This is a genomic window from Armatimonadota bacterium (assembly GCA_031459765.1).
GTDB lineage: Bacteria > Sysuimicrobiota > Sysuimicrobiia > Sysuimicrobiales > Kaftiobacteriaceae > Kaftiobacterium > Kaftiobacterium secundum.
Window position 1 is genome coordinate 1 of sequence record JAVKHY010000011.1, and the last position, 15,062, is coordinate 15,062.

Annotated in this window: 15 protein-coding genes and 1 pseudogene; 13 read left to right on the forward strand and 3 right to left on the reverse strand. The window is 63.2% G+C overall.

What is annotated here, in order from left to right:
* The first annotated feature begins 37 nt into the window (after positions 1 to 37).
* Positions 38 to 948, forward strand: a pseudogene (locus QN141_11300) (IS5 family transposase).
* Between the two features lie 536 nt (positions 949 to 1,484).
* Here the strand turns inward: QN141_11300 and QN141_11305 are convergent.
* Positions 1,485 to 2,375 (reverse strand): transposase, encoded by an 891-nt coding sequence (locus tag QN141_11305; protein MDR7559060.1) that lies wholly within the window; start codon positions 2,373 to 2,375, stop codon positions 1,485 to 1,487.
* A 44-nt stretch (positions 2,376 to 2,419) separates the two neighbouring features.
* On the opposite strand from QN141_11305, the gene QN141_11310 reads away from it, so the two are divergent.
* The 12 genes from QN141_11310 (at position 2,420) to QN141_11365 (ending at position 14,188) form a co-directional block, all read left to right on the forward strand.
* Positions 2,420 to 3,658, forward strand: coding sequence for a glycosyltransferase family 4 protein (locus QN141_11310; GenBank protein MDR7559061.1), 1,239 nt, complete (start codon positions 2,420 to 2,422; stop codon positions 3,656 to 3,658).
* Positions 3,655 to 5,502: a hypothetical protein gene (locus QN141_11315; GenBank protein ID MDR7559062.1), complete on the forward strand. Its 1,848-nt coding sequence runs from the start codon at positions 3,655 to 3,657 to the stop codon at positions 5,500 to 5,502. Before QN141_11310 ends, QN141_11315 begins: the two co-directional genes overlap by 4 nt.
* Positions 5,486 to 6,268: a class I SAM-dependent methyltransferase gene (locus QN141_11320; protein MDR7559063.1), complete on the forward strand. Its 783-nt coding sequence runs from the start codon at positions 5,486 to 5,488 to the stop codon at positions 6,266 to 6,268. The genes QN141_11315 and QN141_11320 overlap by 17 nt, the downstream gene beginning before the upstream one ends.
* Positions 6,269 to 6,524: 256 nt before the next feature.
* Positions 6,525 to 7,205 carry a glycosyltransferase family 2 protein gene (locus tag QN141_11325; GenBank protein MDR7559064.1) on the forward strand — a complete coding sequence of 227 codons (681 nt, stop codon included), beginning with the start codon at positions 6,525 to 6,527 and terminating at the stop codon, positions 7,203 to 7,205.
* Positions 7,198 to 8,163, forward strand: a complete 966-nt coding sequence (locus QN141_11330; GenBank protein ID MDR7559065.1) for a glycosyltransferase — start codon at positions 7,198 to 7,200, stop codon at positions 8,161 to 8,163. Before QN141_11325 ends, QN141_11330 begins: the two co-directional genes overlap by 8 nt.
* A 19-nt stretch (positions 8,164 to 8,182) precedes the next feature.
* The gene (locus QN141_11335) at positions 8,183 to 9,151 is read left to right on the forward strand and encodes a GDP-mannose 4,6-dehydratase (protein MDR7559066.1); all 969 of its coding nucleotides are present in this window, start codon (positions 8,183 to 8,185) and stop codon (positions 9,149 to 9,151) included.
* 3 nt (positions 9,152 to 9,154) lie between these two features.
* Positions 9,155 to 9,883: a class I SAM-dependent methyltransferase gene (locus tag QN141_11340; protein MDR7559067.1), complete on the forward strand. Its 729-nt coding sequence runs from the start codon at positions 9,155 to 9,157 to the stop codon at positions 9,881 to 9,883.
* The gene (locus QN141_11345) at positions 9,880 to 10,722 is read left to right on the forward strand and encodes an SDR family NAD(P)-dependent oxidoreductase (GenBank protein ID MDR7559068.1); all 843 of its coding nucleotides are present in this window, start codon (positions 9,880 to 9,882) and stop codon (positions 10,720 to 10,722) included. The genes QN141_11340 and QN141_11345 overlap by 4 nt, the downstream gene beginning before the upstream one ends.
* A gap of 4 nt (positions 10,723 to 10,726) precedes the next feature.
* Positions 10,727 to 11,701 (forward strand): NAD-dependent epimerase/dehydratase family protein, encoded by a 975-nt coding sequence (locus tag QN141_11350; GenBank protein MDR7559069.1) that lies wholly within the window; start codon positions 10,727 to 10,729, stop codon positions 11,699 to 11,701.
* Between the two features lie 9 nt (positions 11,702 to 11,710).
* Positions 11,711 to 12,370: a GDP-mannose 4,6-dehydratase gene (locus QN141_11355; GenBank protein ID MDR7559070.1), complete on the forward strand. Its 660-nt coding sequence runs from the start codon at positions 11,711 to 11,713 to the stop codon at positions 12,368 to 12,370.
* 16 nt (positions 12,371 to 12,386) lie between these two features.
* Positions 12,387 to 13,661 (forward strand): oligosaccharide flippase family protein, encoded by a 1,275-nt coding sequence (locus QN141_11360; protein ID MDR7559071.1) that lies wholly within the window; start codon positions 12,387 to 12,389, stop codon positions 13,659 to 13,661.
* The gene (locus QN141_11365; protein MDR7559072.1) at positions 13,658 to 14,188 is read left to right on the forward strand and encodes an HAD family hydrolase; all 531 of its coding nucleotides are present in this window, start codon (positions 13,658 to 13,660) and stop codon (positions 14,186 to 14,188) included. Before QN141_11360 ends, QN141_11365 begins: the two co-directional genes overlap by 4 nt.
* Positions 14,189 to 14,197: 9 nt before the next feature.
* Here the strand turns inward: QN141_11365 and QN141_11370 are convergent, their stop codons facing one another.
* The gene (locus QN141_11370) at positions 14,198 to 14,626 is read right to left on the reverse strand and encodes a PIN domain-containing protein (GenBank protein MDR7559073.1); all 429 of its coding nucleotides are present in this window, start codon (positions 14,624 to 14,626) and stop codon (positions 14,198 to 14,200) included.
* Positions 14,623 to 14,859, reverse strand: a complete 237-nt coding sequence (locus QN141_11375; protein MDR7559074.1) for a type II toxin-antitoxin system VapB family antitoxin — start codon at positions 14,857 to 14,859, stop codon at positions 14,623 to 14,625. Before QN141_11375 ends, QN141_11370 begins: the two co-directional genes overlap by 4 nt.
* Between the last annotated feature and the right edge of the window lie 203 nt (positions 14,860 to 15,062).

Here is a 15,062-nt window from a genome sequence, read left to right on the forward strand (position 1 = left end):
AGGCATGCATATCACCCTTTCGACGGAGTGACGGACGATGCGTGGAGACGACCTGCGGCAGGACATCCTGTTCAGCTCCCTCTCGCCCGAGGCCCGGGTACCCCAGAATCATCCCCTGCGCCCCATCCGCCAGCTGGTGGATCGCATCCTGGCGGCACTGTCGCCGGCGTTTGCCCGGCTCTATGCCCGGACCGGACGGCCTTCGGTGCCGCCCGAGCAGCTGCTGCGCGCCTTGCTGCTGCAGGTGCTCTACACCATCCGCAGCGAGGGCTGCTGTCGGACGAGCACTTCACGGTGGACAGCACGTTGCTGGAGGCCTGGGCCAGCCTGAAGAGCTTCCGGCGCCGGGATCAGGAACGCCCCTCCCCGCCGGACGACCCGGGCAACCCCACGGTGGACTTCCGTGGGGAACGGCGCAGCAACGCCACCCATGCCTCGACCACGGACCCCGAGGCCCGTCTGGCGCGGCGGGGCGACGGGCGAGAAGCACACCTGGCCTACCAGGGCCACGTGCTGATGGAGAACCGCCATGGCCTGGTGGTGGCAGCATGCGTCACCCCAGCCGCGGGCACCACGGAGCGGGAGGCGGCTGTGGCGCTGGTCCAGCAGGTGGCGGGCCGAGGCCGCATTACCCTGGGGGCGGACAAGAGCTACGATACGGCGGCGTTCGTGGCGGCCCTCCGCCGGCTGGAAGTAACCCCGCATGTCGTCCAGCAGACCCGAGGACGAGCCAGCGCGATCGACGCCCGAACCACACGCCATCCCGGCTATGCCGTCAGTCAGCAGAAACGCCACCGGGTGGAAGAGATCTTCGGCTGGCTGAAGACGGTGGGGCTGCTCCGCAAGGTCCGACACCGCGGGAGAGCCAAGGTCCACTGGCTCTTCGTCTTCGCCGCCGCGATCTACAATCTGGTCCGCATGCGCAACCTCGCCGAGGTGGCCGCATGAGGCGGACCACGAAGGGAACACACGGTCAGGAACTGCAGACCACCCCGCAGAGACCGGGGAGCAACCCCGGTCGGCGAGGCATGCCCACACCGCGGAGATAACCGAGGAGGCTGGGATGGCAGCAAGCTCGTGCATCAACATTCGTTCTTCAGCACCCTGTTAGGTACGAATTCCAACCTATTCAGCCTTTGGGCACTTCGCCAACTTGCCTTTGTTTGTACTGCTCTACTGTCTATGGCTACTTTGGCTCCTCTTTCTCCTCTTTAAAGACTCAGGCTCAAGAAGGAAGCGCTGGGAGAGTTTGGCCCTAATCTGCGTGTTCGCGCTGGTCTTCTCAGGCTACTGGACGGTCACTAGCGCGAGTTCATATCCCCGCCAGCTGGGGATCTGGCAGGGCGCGATCGTAAGAGACATTGAAGAGCGGGGCCACGTTGAGTTTGGCCGTCCTCCAGTAGCTTACGAGCAGTTTCCTGCCAGCCACCTGTTTGTGCTTGCACTATTGATGGCTGTATAAGTAATGCCCTAGGGCGGCGCCGTCAAAAAAGGAGCTTGGCATGCCGGAAGAAGCTCTGGAGCAACCGGGGCCGACGTTTGAGGTGGCGCACTTCTTGGCGGGGCGCGCGGTGAATGTCGGTCACATGATTGGGCGTGAAGTTCGGGAGGCGGCCGTACTTGAGATACGCCCAGAGGTGGTCGACGGGATTGAGATCGGGAGCGTAGGGTGGGAAACATTCGACGTGCCAGTGGGCGCGGGCAGCCAGCCACTGGCGGACCTGGCCGTGCCGGTGCGGGCGGGCCCGGTCCCACAGCACGACCACCGGACCCCGGAGGTGGTTGAGGTGGCGGAGCACCTGGAGGATCTGGGGCCCCCGGACATTTTCCCGGGGATAGAGCGCCAGGTAGAGGGTGAAGCGTCGGCGCCGGGGCGACACGCTGAGCACGCCGAGGCCGGAGACTTTCTCGTGGGACCGCGTCCGGATGGGCAACCGCGGGGGTACCCCGCGGAGAGCCCAGGTGCGGCGCAGGACCGGGGCCATCAAGAAGCCCGTTTCGTCCAGGCAGAGCAGCCGGGCACCCAGGCGAGTCAGTTTTTTTTGATCCGTGGCCAGTCGTGCCGCAGCCAGCAGCGGACGCGGCGATCGTCGCGCTCCTTCGCGGTCCGTTGGGGCCGTTGCGGCGTGAGCCCACAGGCGCGCAGGAGGCGTCCAATATGGTCCGGATGATACGCAACGTGGAACCGCTCCCGGATGAGCTGCGCTATCCGCGCACACGTCCACAGCGCGGTGCGGAAGCCGCACGCCTCCGCCCCCTGGAGAATCCAGCGGACCAGGGTGCGGCGCTGCCGCGCGGTCAACTTGGGTGGACGGCCCGGCGCGGGGCGTGCCTGCAATCCGGCACGACCCTTCCGGCGGTAGGCACGCTTCCATCGACGCACCGACCGGCGATCTACCCCCAGGCGCTCCGCGACCTCGTGCGGGAGCAGCCCCTTGTCGAGGAGGGCGATGGCGCGGAGACGGCGGCGTTCCAGTTCCGCGGGACTCCCCTGTGGACGCATGCGCAGCACCTCCACAGCGATTTTAGGACATTACTTATGCAGGAATCAATAGCTTCAACATCAGGTCTGAGTAATATGTTGTCCGTCAGTATGGAACACCTCGCTTGGGGCGTTAGTAGAACGGGTCTCGCCCCCTGGGTCATCGGACAAGCCTACAGATGGGTTCCCATCACCCTCCTCAAATCCCATCTTGACAGATCCCTGCGCAGGCCCCCCAAGGACACAGCCTTGACCTACGCCATCGGGCACATAGTCCTCAGGAAAGAGCCCTGGGTCATTGAACTATACAATGTGACGGACCCGATCGGGCCCTACCCCGCCCACTTCCGTCGTTTTAGAGGCACCATTGAGAAGGCTTTCGCTTCCAGGTGGTGCAGAAAGGTCGTGTGTATTTCCGAGCACGCTAGGAGGACAGTCCTGGAAAATTTGGACTGCTCTGCCTTCGCCCACAAGGTAGAGGTGCTGTCTCCAGCCATCGCCGCGAAGAGCGGCATCAGAGACTACAGCGATAACGGAAAAGTCCGGCTCCTCTTCATGGGCTCGGCCAACATGTTTGGCGAGTTTGCCGTCCGGGGCGGCAGGGAGGTGTTGGAGGCCTTCCGGATCCTGTGTCAGCGTTATCCCAACCTGGAGCTAACGATAAGGTCGGAGGTCCCTCCCGATGTGAAGAGACAGATCGTCAACAATAAGGCCATCAGGCTACTCGACAAGATATTGCCTTTCGAGGAGTTACAACGGGAATGGTCGAAGAGAAATATTTTTCTTTTCCCTGCCTACTATGGTGCATGGCGCATCATCCTTGAGGCGTTCAGCTATGGGTTGCCCGTTATTGCCACCGATGTTCACGACAATTCGGAATACGTGGCCGATGGCCGAACCGGGTTCCTCCTCTCGAGGCCGAGCCATCTACCCGAATACCAGGGGCTCCCCGTGGCGGGTCTCACTGCCGAGTTGAGGAGGGCTACCGCAAAGCCGGACACCAAGCTAGTGGAGGATCTGGTTCAGAGGACGGCCACCCTTATTGAGAACCCAATTCTACGCCGTCAGATGGGCGAAGCGGGCCGCCGGGAGGTAGAGAACGGCAAGCTCTCTCTCCAGCGGCGCAACGAGAAGCTCAAGCGCATCTTCGACGAGGCTATTGGTGCTGACAGGTGATCACCGCTGCCGCACCTGCTAGGACTGAGAGCCCACGATCTCTGACCCCAAGATATCGCCCATTCTTGTGGGCAGGACTGGCTACCGCGACGGCAGCCCTGCTTTCCTTTCCCACCCACTTCGCGCTGGAATACCACCCCGTCCAGTCGATCCATGTCTTCGACAACCTACCTCTCTTTGGCGCTCTCTATTATCTCTGGACTACTCTGCTACTCTCCGTGCTGCTAACCACTAGGGAAGAGCATAGGGCGGTACGGGAAGGGGTAGCCATCGCCGCCCTGTTCACGCTAGTGTTCGTCGGGTTCTGGTCCCTCGTGGGCGGCGGAACGGTGCCCGGAAGAGATACCCCCGTGCAGGCCGCCTCGGTGCGCCACATCGTCGAGGCTGGGCATGTTACGGACGATCTGGCCAACCCAAATCTGTACCTCAACTTTCCCGGCTTGCCCCTCATCCTAACCACCACGATCCGCGTCACGGGGCTAAGCATCCATACAGTGATCACCTTAGTCACAATAATGGCCAACGCCCTCTTCGCCGCTCTTCTGTATCTCCTTGCGATCGGGCTCCTCGGCTCCGTGTATCGGGCGGGGCTTGCAGCCATTCTGATAGTCCTCAGTAGCCCCTACAGTGGGCTAATGTCGGATCTCTACCCAGGCAGCTTTTCCCTGGTGTTGCTGACGCTTCTTTTATGTCTGACACATAAGTTGGAGGGCGAGGGCCGGCAGCGAAGCACGAACACTTTCCTGTTCTTGCTTGGCATCGGTATCCTCGCGCTCGCCATGACTCACATGGTCACCTCATTTGTGTTTGTAGCAGTTGTTGCAGCTTTTTCCGTATTGAAATGGTTGCGTCACCATGGCAAAGGGAGGGGCGCCGGCTTCTCCGTGCTACTTATCGCCGTTGTTATCGTTCTTTCATGGCAATTGTTCTACTCGACTGCCATTCTGAAGAACAGCACTATCCTGGTTAGGAATTCCTTGACATCCATTGATCGCTTCATAGAATACATCGGTACGATCTTCGAGACCCAGCTCGGAGCCAGGGTGCCCGGCTGGGCCACATATACCCAGTATTTCTGGCTCCTGACTGTGTTTGCTCTGGGCACTCTCCTGGGACTAACCAACGTGGCCCGTGTCCGAACCCTCCATCCAAACGACGTCCTTCCCACGGCCGGGGTCGTAGGAACGATAAGCCTCACCTGGGCCGTCACGTTGGGGACGGCCGTTAAGGGAGGCGCCGAGTATTATCGCTTCCTCATGTACGCAGGTATCTTTACCGTGCCTCTCATCATATCGTTGTTCTCAGGCTCAACCCCGACACCCGGAGCGGGATTCACCATTAACCGACGCGGTGGAACTTTAGGATCTATCCTATTGGTCGTCGCTGTTGGCATCCTCTCTCTTCCATCATTCCTCTCTTACAACAAGATCGCTGCCTTCGCGAGGGTCTATCCATTCGAGTTGTCCGCTGGTGAGTTTCTTGAGGCGTCATATGGCGACAAAGAGGGGGTAACGTTGTACTCGGACATAGCGTCGGCACTCGCAATAGCAATCTACAGCGCGCCAAAGGCTACATTCGTGTTCGAAGGAGAAGCGGTGGAGTCGAAGAGCAGCGCGCAGCTCTGGAAGAAAGTGGAAGCTCTGCTCGATAGTTTCGAGAGCCGGGGGATCACAGAGGGCCCGTCTGTGTTCTTGCTTTGTCTGCCGAGGATGCAGGGCACTTATGCCTACTTTTGGCAGATAGACGCCTATGACCCTCACTGGGAGATGGTCGGTCGGAGGATGAGTCAGCAGAGTCTCATCTACAGCAACGGGGACACTCAGGTGTATGCACCATCCCGCTGAGGGGATATTCCCGGTCAGTACACAACCACCCGGTGAGGACCAAGCCGCGGTGAGGGGCCAGGAGAGAGGTCGGACGGCAGAAGAGAGTCCCAAAAGGAAACAAGGCGGGCGACGTTTGTCCTGGGAAGAACTTAGCCAAGCATTCCGCCCGTGTGTCCCCTTCACGGCGCTAAACACCGTCTGGCGATACCTGGACGGCGAGGCGAAGAGCATCCTGGATGTCGGCTGTGGGAGAGGACGCCCCATGGCCTTCCTTAACCGCAATCGTCGCCTTCTTGCTGTTGGTGTCGACGCCTTCTTTCCCTATCTTCAGGAGGCAAGAGCTCTGGGCGTCTATGCCGCCCTTGTGCTGGCGGACGCTCGCAATCTGCCCTTTCGCCCCCAATCCTTCGATGTCGTACTCATGATGGAAGTGTTGGAGCACCTGGACCGGCCTGATGGGGTTGCGCTGTTGGCCGCAGCAGAGGAGATTGCCATCCGGCAGGTCATCATTACGACACCGGTCGGTCACTATGAGCAACACGAATACGATGGCAACCCACTTCAAGAGCACCGACATATCTGGGAACCGGGCCAATTGCGCGCCCTGGGTTATCGGGTGTATGGTCACGGGTTGCGCAATCTGGGCGGACTTTCAGGAGTCCAGTCTCCCCTGCCGCGGGCTCTGCGGCCCCTGGTGGATGTCCTGTGGGTAGCTGCTGGGCTTGTTACACGCCGAAGACCGGATTGGGCAGGAAACGTGGTGGCTGTCAAGAGGCTTGTATGAAGGTGTAAGGTGTGAGTTTCGCACACTCAGGGCCTCTATTGGCGAGATGCGTGCCCCGGCCATCTGTCCGATGCTATGTGACCGAAACCAAAGGAGAAGCGAGTCGCCCAAGTGCGTGGGTTCTGTGGCCGAGGAGTGCAAACAGGAGATGAAGCTGAAGCTCGCCAGATGGAGAGTTGAGTCCCCAATGGACGCCTGCATGCAATTCGGAGGAAGCCGTTAACAGGGCTCAGCCGATGCAGTCGTTCATGTGATGATGCCTTCCACCAAGTTACAAGTCTCCGTCATCATCTGCACGCTGAACGAGGCAGAGAATCTTCCTCACGTGCTTCCCAGGATCCCTGGCTGGGTGGACGAGGTGATCATTGTTGATGGCCGGTCGACCGACGGAACCATTCAGTTGGCCGAGCGGCTCTGCCCCCGGGCTCGCATCCTTATGCAGCCCGGACGGGGCAAGGGCAACGCCCTCCGTTACGGAATCAGTCAGGCCAGCAGCGAAATCGTCGTCACGTTGGACGCGGACGGCGAAATGGACCCAGCTCTCATTGGAGCCTTCGTGGACGCGCTGCGGGCTGGTTACGACTTCGCCAAGGGCTCGCGGCTGGCGTCGGGAAAGCCCAGCCGCATGTCGTCATTTCGCTACCTGGGGAACCGGATACTGACGCTGGCCTTCAATCTCCTTTACAGCACGAAATTTACTGATGTCTGTTCAGGATACAATGCCTTCTGGCGGGAAGCCTTCCTGCGTATCCCACTGACCTACGACGGCTTCCACATGGACCAACAGCTACTAGCTCGAGCCATGAAGAGCGGCCTGCGTATCATCGAAGTCCCCCATCACAGTGAGGGCCGGATTGCCGGGCGCAGCAAGACCATAGGCCTCAAGCAGGGGGTCATCGACCTGTGGGTGCTCGTGAGGGAGCGTCTCTGTGCGTAGCCTCCCTCCTCTCCTCTCAGTGGTCGTGACGACCTACTCCAAAGACCGGCTACCCGATCTCTTCGCGCTCCTGGAGAGCCTTAAGGTCCAGACCTATCCTCATCTGGAGATCCTCTTTGTCGGTGAGGGCTCGGAACAGCTTTGCGAGAAGGTACAGGACTATACTGAACACCACACCATGCCCAACGTCACTGCTCTGTTCAACAGCGGCGAGCCCGGCCTCTCATCGGCGCGCAACATCGGCATCCGCCGCGCCGCCGGCGAGATCATTGCGTTCCTTGACGATGACACACTCGCCTTTCCCGACTGGGCTCATCACACTGTCGCGGCCCTGGCCCGGGAAGCCGTAGCCGGTATCACTGGGCCCGCGCTGCCCCTGTGGGAAGACCCGCAGATGGACTGGTTCCCTGAAGAACTCTACTGGATCCTCTCCTGCACGGGATGGAGCGGCTGGGATCAAGTGCGCGATGTGCGCAATGCCTGGGGGATGAACTGTGCCTTCCGCCGGCAGGTCTTCGAGACAGTCGGACTGTTTCGGACCCAGACGGGCTACCACAAGGGCCTGTTCGCCGAGGACAACGAGTTCTCGCTCCGGGTCCGCCTGCGGACTGGGAAGCGGATCCTCTATGTCCCGCACGCAAGGGTCTGGCACCGAGTTAGGCGTTATCGTCTGAGTTGGTCCTTCATGCGGAAGCGAGCGTACTGGATCGGGCGTTCTCGGCGGCACCTCCTGCAGGTCTTCGCCCCCCACCAAGAGGGTCCGGCCTTTCTGCATCAAGAACACGAACTGCTGCAGCGGATCGTCAGGCGGCGCATCCCGACAGATCTGGCCAATGTCCTGTCGGACCCATCCCGCGCCATGCGTCGTCTTGCCGTCACCGCCTGGGCCCTCCTCTTCGTGGGGCTGGGTTATTACACACCCACCAGGGCAGATGGCGCCCAGCTTCAGCCGACCTGATCCCGGGAGGTCAGAGTCTATGAGGTGTCTTGTGACTGGCTGCGAGGGATTCCTTGGGTCCCATCTCGCGGATCTGCTCGTGGAGAAGGACCTGTCGGTCTGCGGCATGGTTTACGCCGATGCCGCCAGTCTCCGGCACCTCGAGCACCGGATGACGACGCTCTCGTGTGATCTTCGCGATCGGCACCAGGTCCGAGCCATCATCGACCAGACCCGCCCAGAGATGGTCTTCCATCTAGCGGCGCAGAGCTTCGTCAGCGTCTCCTGGGAAGACCCGGAGGAAACGCTGAGGACGAATGTCTTCGGCACCTTCTACCTCCTGGAGAGCCTGAAGGATCTGGGGCTCAATCCCACCACTCTCATCGTGGGATCGAGTTCCATGTACGGCCCCTCGACCCAAGAGGAGATGCCGCTCGGCGAGGACACGGCCTTCCGGCCCACCAGCATATACGCGGTCAGCAAGGCGGCGGAAGACCTCCTGGGGTACTTCTACGGGAAAGTCTACGGCATGCGGATCATTCGCATCCGTCCCTTCAACATGACTGGACCGCGCAAAGTCGGCGATGCTTGCTCGGACTTCGCCAAGGGCATCGCGGAGGTCGAACTGGGAAGGCGGGCTGTGCTCGAGGTGGGGAACCTTGCAACGACCCGAGACTTCACCGATGGACGCGACGCCGCGCGGGCTCTGTGGACTTTGGCAGAGCGGGGTGTCCCTGGCGAGACCTACAATCTGTGCTCCGGCAAAGCCTACACCATGCGGCAGGTGCTGGAACTGCTTATCCGGTTGGCGGGCCGGTCAGTGGATTACCGGATAGACCCCGCCAGATTCCGCCCATTCGACGACCCGATCTACGTCGGAGACAACTCCAAGCTCCGGGCTCTTGGCTGGCAACCCGAGATCCCGTTCGAGCAAACGTTGACCGACATGCTGGACTACTGGCGGACCATACTGCGTGAGGCAGGGACTCCGGTCCCGTCGGGAGATTGAGCCGTGAGTACGGCCACTGATAGCTTCTACGAGCGGCGATTCAACACGGGTGGCCTGGACGAGGAACGCGTGCGACGGTGCCTGAGGATCTTCCAGCGATTCCCCTGCAAGACAGTGCTCGACGTCGGGTGCGCCGATGGGGAGATCACTGCGGCCATCCAGACGGTGACGCGGGCCCGGGAGGCCTACGGTGTGGAGATCGCCGCACCGGCTGTGGCTATGGCCCGCGAGCGCGGGATCAAAGCCGTGCAGATAGATGTGAATCACGCGGACCTTCCATTCGACCGCGAGTTCTTCGACGGCGTCTACTGCGGGGAGATCATCGAGCATCTATTTGATCCCGGCCATCTCCTGCGAGAGATCCGACGCGTCCTGAAGCCAGGTGGCATCTGTGTCCTGACAACGCCGAATCTGGCGGGCTGGCCCAACCGCATCGCGCTCTTCCTGGGCTACCAGCCCTTCCCGACCGCCGTGAGTCCAAACCACGAGTGGGCCGGAAAGCTCCTCTTGAAGAGTGAGGAAGGACAGTGGGGCCACATTCGAGTCTTTACCCTGAGAGCGCTCGAGGAGCTGGTAGCCCTTCATAACCTCAGCATCCTCTCCGTCGAGGGATGCCCCGTGACCATCAACACGCGCCATTGGTCGGCGGGGGTCATCACACGTATCGACCGGTGGCTAGCCAGATTCCCTGCTGTGGCGAATCGTGTGATCCTGGTGCTGAGAAAGCCATGACGCTAGCCGGGAAAGTCGCGATCGTGACCGGTGCCGGGCGGGGAATCGGCAGGGCGATTGCCCTGGCTCTGGCTCGCGAAGGCGCCGATCTGGTTCTGGGATCCCGTACGCTGGCTGAGACGGTTGCTGTTGCCGAGGAGGCCCGGGCAGTTGGTCGGAGGGCTGCGCCACTGAGTGTCGACGTCGCCAACCATCACGACGTGCAGCGGCTGATCGCCACGGCCGTCGGGGAGTTCGGCAGAGTAGACATCCTCGTGAACAACGCTGCGGTCCAGGGCCCCATTGGGCCTCTGTGGCAGAACCCTCCTGACGAGTGGGCGCGCACCATCCAGATCAACCTTGTCGGCGTCTTCTATTGCTGCCATGAGGTGATCCCGGTCATGCGGCGGCAGGGGGGAGGCAAGATCATCAACCTGTCCGGCGGAGGGGCCACGGCGCCTCGGCCGTACTTCTCCGCGTACGCCGCGTCCAAGGCGGCCGTGGTCCGGCTCACGGAAACCCTGGCCGAGGAGCTCAAGGAGGACAACATCCAGGTCAACGCCATCGCCCCGGGCGCGGTCGCCACGCGCATGACCGACGAGATCCTGGCGGCGGGCGACGCCGCGGGCCCGCGCGCGGTCAGCCAGGCGATGGCGACCAAGCGCGACGGCAGCACTCCAGACAACGCCGCTGCCTTGGCCGTCTTCCTGGCCTCGGAGGCATCGGGGCGCCTGACGGGTAAACTGATCAGCGCGGTATGGGACGACTGGCGGTCGTTTCCCGCGCGCCTGGAGCAGATCATGACCACAGACCTTTACACCCTCCGGCGGGTCATCGAGGCGCGGCCATCGCAGGGGTAGCTGTGTGAAGACCGTGGTCACCGGCGGAGCCGGGTTCATCGGCTGTCACCTCGTGCGTCGCCTTCTCGACCAGGGGCGCGAGGTCGTGGTCGCCGACGATTTCTCCCGCGGGGACGCCCGCCGCCTCCGCGAGTTCAGCGTCGATCTAGACCCGCGCCCCGTGGACCTGCGAGACTATCACCAAACGCATGAGGTCATTGCTGGAGCCCAATCGGTCTTTCACCTCGCGGCTCGGGTCGGCAGCGTGGAGTTCCTCCATGGGACCGACCGGGCCGAACTGGTGGCTCTGCAGACCAATCTGGTCATTGACGCCAACGTCTTCAGGGCCTGCCTGGAGCACAACGTACCGACCGTTGTTTATGCATCCAGCGTCTCCGTCTACCCCATCGCTCCCCAGCAGTCCATGGGTGCTGTGTTTGCCGAGGACGATGCCGCGTCCGTTGACCCCGAGGGCGGCTACGGTTGGGCCAAGCTCATGGGTGAGATTCAGTTGCGGTGGATGACGGGGATTCGGAGCGGGATCGCGCGGCTCTTCAGTGTCTACGGCGAGGGCGAGGAGCCTGACGAAACGTCTCATGTCGTTCCGGCGATCATCCGTAAGGTGATCCTGACCCCCCGCGGCGACTTCCCAGTCTGGGGCGACGGCGCCCAGACCAGGGACTTCCTGCACGTGGCCGACGCGGTGGAGGCCTTGATCCGGCTGGAGAGCGCGGCGGCGTTTCCTCCCGTGGTAGTCAACATCGGCTCGGGCGCTGCGGTGTCCGTCAGGGAAGTGGTGGACAAGATTGTGCAGATCTCTGGAAAGGATGTCAGGCCGGTCTTCCTGGGCAGCGGGCATGTCGGGCCTCGAAGCCGGACGGCGGACATTACCAGGATGAAAACCATCTTGCACTGGCAGCCACGGGTGAACCTCGACGACGGGTTGCGGCGCACCTATACGTGGATCGAAGAGCGACTCGTCCAGCCTCTCCAACCGTGAGAGGCTAGTGTGCCACTGCTTCCTCCATCCAACCTCCTCGAGGCCGTGCGCAAGGCGGGGCTGGATCCCGTGGTGGTGGTCGCAGGGTCCAGCTCGGAGCATGCTCCCACTGCGGATCAGGCTCCAATTCGCGAGGACCATCCCTTGCTGCCCGACAGTCCGTACGGGGCGAGCAAGGTAGCGGCGAGTCTCCTGGCTTTGCTGTACCACCGTGCGTACCGGATGAGGGTGATCGTGGTCCGGCCTTTTTTCGTTATTGGGCCCCGGAAGGTGGGCGATGTGTGCTCCGACTTCGCCCGCCAGGTCGTCGCCGTGGAACGGGGGAGGCAGCCGTCCTTGCAGGTGGGGAACGTCGAGGCGGTGCGGGACTTCCTGGATGTGGGGGACGCGGTGCGGGCGCTCTGGCTCCTGGCCCGGAAGGGAGAGCCGGGAGGAATCTACAACCTCTGCTCGGGGACGGGCACGAAGGTCCGGGGCGTGCTGGAAATGTTTCTGGCGATGGCTTCGCGGCCTATCCCGGTGGAGCAAGACGCCGGCCGGTTCCGCCTGGTGGACAAGCCGTTTGTCGTGGGGGATAACTCTCGTCTGCGGGCCCTGGGGTGGGCCCCGCAGGTGGCGCTGAGACAGTCGGTGGCAGCGATCCTGGACTACTGGCGCAGCCTGTCGTGAGGTCCTAGGGTAGGCTATGGCCGTCCTCCGCTCGCTGGGTTTGACCACACCGGCCCTTCCGTGGCGCTCTGCCATCTACAGGGATTCCTTCTTCCTGATGACGGCGAACGTGGCGAACGCCGGGTTCGGGTTTCTGTTCTGGACGGCGGCGGCCCGGTTGTACCAGTCGCGGGAGGTGGGGTTCGCGGCGGCGGTCATCTCGGCGGTCGGGCTGCTGGCCATGCTGGCCGTCCTGGGGCTGGATTACGCGCTGGTCCGGTTCCTCCCTCACAGTCCGAATCCGCACGCGATCATCAGCTCGTCGCTGACGATTGCTGCGGCCGGAGGGCTGGTGCTGGCGGCGGTCTTCATCGGAGGCCTGGGGGTCTGGTCGCCCGCGCTGCTTCCGGTACGCGAAAGCCCGGCGCTCGCCGCCGGCGTAGCCGCTGGGGTGGCGCTGACGGCGGTTGCAGGGCTCCTGGCCTCCGTCTACCTGAGCCGGAAGCGGGCGGGGTTCGTGCTGGCGCAGGCGGCGGTGTTCGGCACGGGGAAGGTCGTGGCCGCGGTCATGTTCGCTGTCATGGGGCTGCATGCGGTTGGGCTGGTGGGCGCGTGGGTGGTGGGATCGGGGGCGCTGGCGGCGGTGGGGCTTGGTGTTTTCCTGCCGCGGGCGTTGGATGGGCAGTACCGATTCCGGCCGATGGTGGCGCGAGAGGTCGTCAACGACATGGCGCACTTTGCGTTTGCGAACTATGTCTCCGCGGCGTTGTGGAGCGCGCCGACGTTGCTGCTGCCGATCCTGATCACGAACCTGAAGGGTCCGGAGACGAACGCGTACTATTACGTGGCCAGCAATGTGGGGGGATTGCTGGTGATGATCCCGACGGCCATCGCGATGTCGTTGTTTGCGCACGGGTCGCATGATGCGACGGACCTGGTGCGGCGGGCCGTGGAGGCGGGGAAGGTGTCGCTGGCGCTGCTGGCGCCTGCGCTGGTGGGGGTCTTCCTGCTGGGGGAGAAGGTGCTGTTGATCTTCGGCCGGGCGTACTCGGTGGAAGGGACCAGGCTGCTGTGGGTGCTGGCACTGAGCACACTGCCGCTGACCGTGAACTTCCTCTACTTCAGCGTGCGGCGGGTGCAGCAGCGCATGGCCGGCGTGGTCGCCAGCACGGTGTGGATCCTGGTCGTGACGCTGGGGCTCAGCGTGGTGCTGCTGCCCAGGCTCGGGTTGCCGGGGGCCGGGGTGGCGTGGTTCGCGGCGCAGGCCTCGGTCGCCGCGGTGATCCTGGGGCGGTTTGCCCTCAGCCGGTGAGAGCGGTCTTCCTCGACCGAGACGGGGTGCTGAACCGGGCGCCGGTTCGGGCGGGGCGGCCCCTGTCGGTGCGCGGGCCCGAAGAGGTGGAGCTGCTTCCGGGGGTGCCCGAGGCGTGCAGGAGGCTGCGCGAGGGAGGGTTTGCGCTCATCGTCGTGACCAACCAGCCCGACGTGGCCCGGGGGGCGCTTCGGGTGGAGGCCGTCGAGGCCATCCACGACCTCTTGCGCGCCCGGCTGCCGCTGGATGAGGTGCGGGTCTGCTACCACGACGACGCGGACGGGTGCGACTGCCGCAAGCCGAAGCCCGGGATGCTGCTGGAGGCGGCCCGGGCGCGGGGGATCGACCTGGGCCGCAGCTTCATGGTGGGGGACCGCTGGCGCGATATCGAGGCCGGCCGGCGGGCCGGATGCCGGACGGTGTTCATCGACTACGGCTACGACGAGCCGCGGCCCGAGGGTGCCGACTTTCGGACGGACTCTTTGTTGCAGGCTGCGGAGTGGATCCTTCACGATCGATCATCTTGACTTCGGCATCTAGGTCAGGCGTTCGATCTGCAGCCCGCGGAAACGACGGAAGTCGCGGTCCTCGGTGAGCAACACGCGGACGCCGTGCTCCCGGCAGAGCGCCGCGATCTGCGCGTCGAAGGCCAGGTTGCCCGTGGCGCGCGCTTCGCGAGCGATCTCCCGGAACAGCGGCCAGTACGCTTCGCCGGGAGTCAGGACCAGGAGGCTAGGGCTGGCGAGTAGGGCCTCAAGGGCGCTGAGCGCTTCTTCCAGGGGAGAGGGTGGTCTCAGCACCCGCGGATGCGTGACGACGCGGACAAATTCGCCCAGGCAGAAGATCGGCAGGCCCCATGAGGACGGTCCCTCGGCCAGTTCCGTCAAGCGCCGGAGCGCTGCCGCATGCAGCGGGAGTTCCTCTCGATGAGCATAGATGAGGATGTTGGTATCGACCGCGATCAGCGGCGCCCCTCCATCGCTTCCAGGAGTGCGTCACGGTCGGCGATGTCCACAGCAGGGGGGGCTTCCCCGCGGCGAACCGGCCACTGCAGCCGGTAGGTCCGACGGTGCCCACGCCGGGACAGGAAGATTCTCAGCGCTTCTTCGAGCAAAGAGGTGAGGGTGCGGCCTTCCCGGGCGGCCCGCTTCTTCGCCTCCCGGATCAGGCTGTCGTCGAGATTGAGCGTGGTGCGCACGATTCCCTCCGGCTCCGGTGTGTAGGCACATACGAGCATATCATTTCATGCATAGGTCTGCAAGCTGCGGACGGGAATGCGAAGATACATATCATCAGCGCGGACAGGCACCTCGATGTGATCGAGGGCATTACGCGCGTCGATCCTCAGGAGGCGGTAGAGCGGAAGCGCTGACCGCAGCCTCTCTGGCCCTGGTTGTCGCC

Excerpts from the sequence above, each read along its gene's own strand:
- QN141_11305 (MDR7559060.1), bottom strand. The coding sequence starts at position 2,375 with ATGGAAGCGTGCCTACCGCCGGAAGGGTCGTGCCGGATTGCAGGCACG.
- QN141_11320 (MDR7559063.1), top strand. The coding sequence starts at position 5,486 with ATGCACCATCCCGCTGAGGGGATATTCCCGGTCAGTACACAACCACCC.
- QN141_11325 (MDR7559064.1), top strand. The coding sequence starts at position 6,525 with ATGCCTTCCACCAAGTTACAAGTCTCCGTCATCATCTGCACGCTGAAC.
- QN141_11335 (MDR7559066.1), top strand. The coding sequence starts at position 8,183 with ATGAGGTGTCTTGTGACTGGCTGCGAGGGATTCCTTGGGTCCCATCTC.
- QN141_11345 (MDR7559068.1), top strand. The coding sequence starts at position 9,880 with ATGACGCTAGCCGGGAAAGTCGCGATCGTGACCGGTGCCGGGCGGGGA.
- QN141_11360 (MDR7559071.1), top strand. The coding sequence starts at position 12,387 with ATGGCCGTCCTCCGCTCGCTGGGTTTGACCACACCGGCCCTTCCGTGG.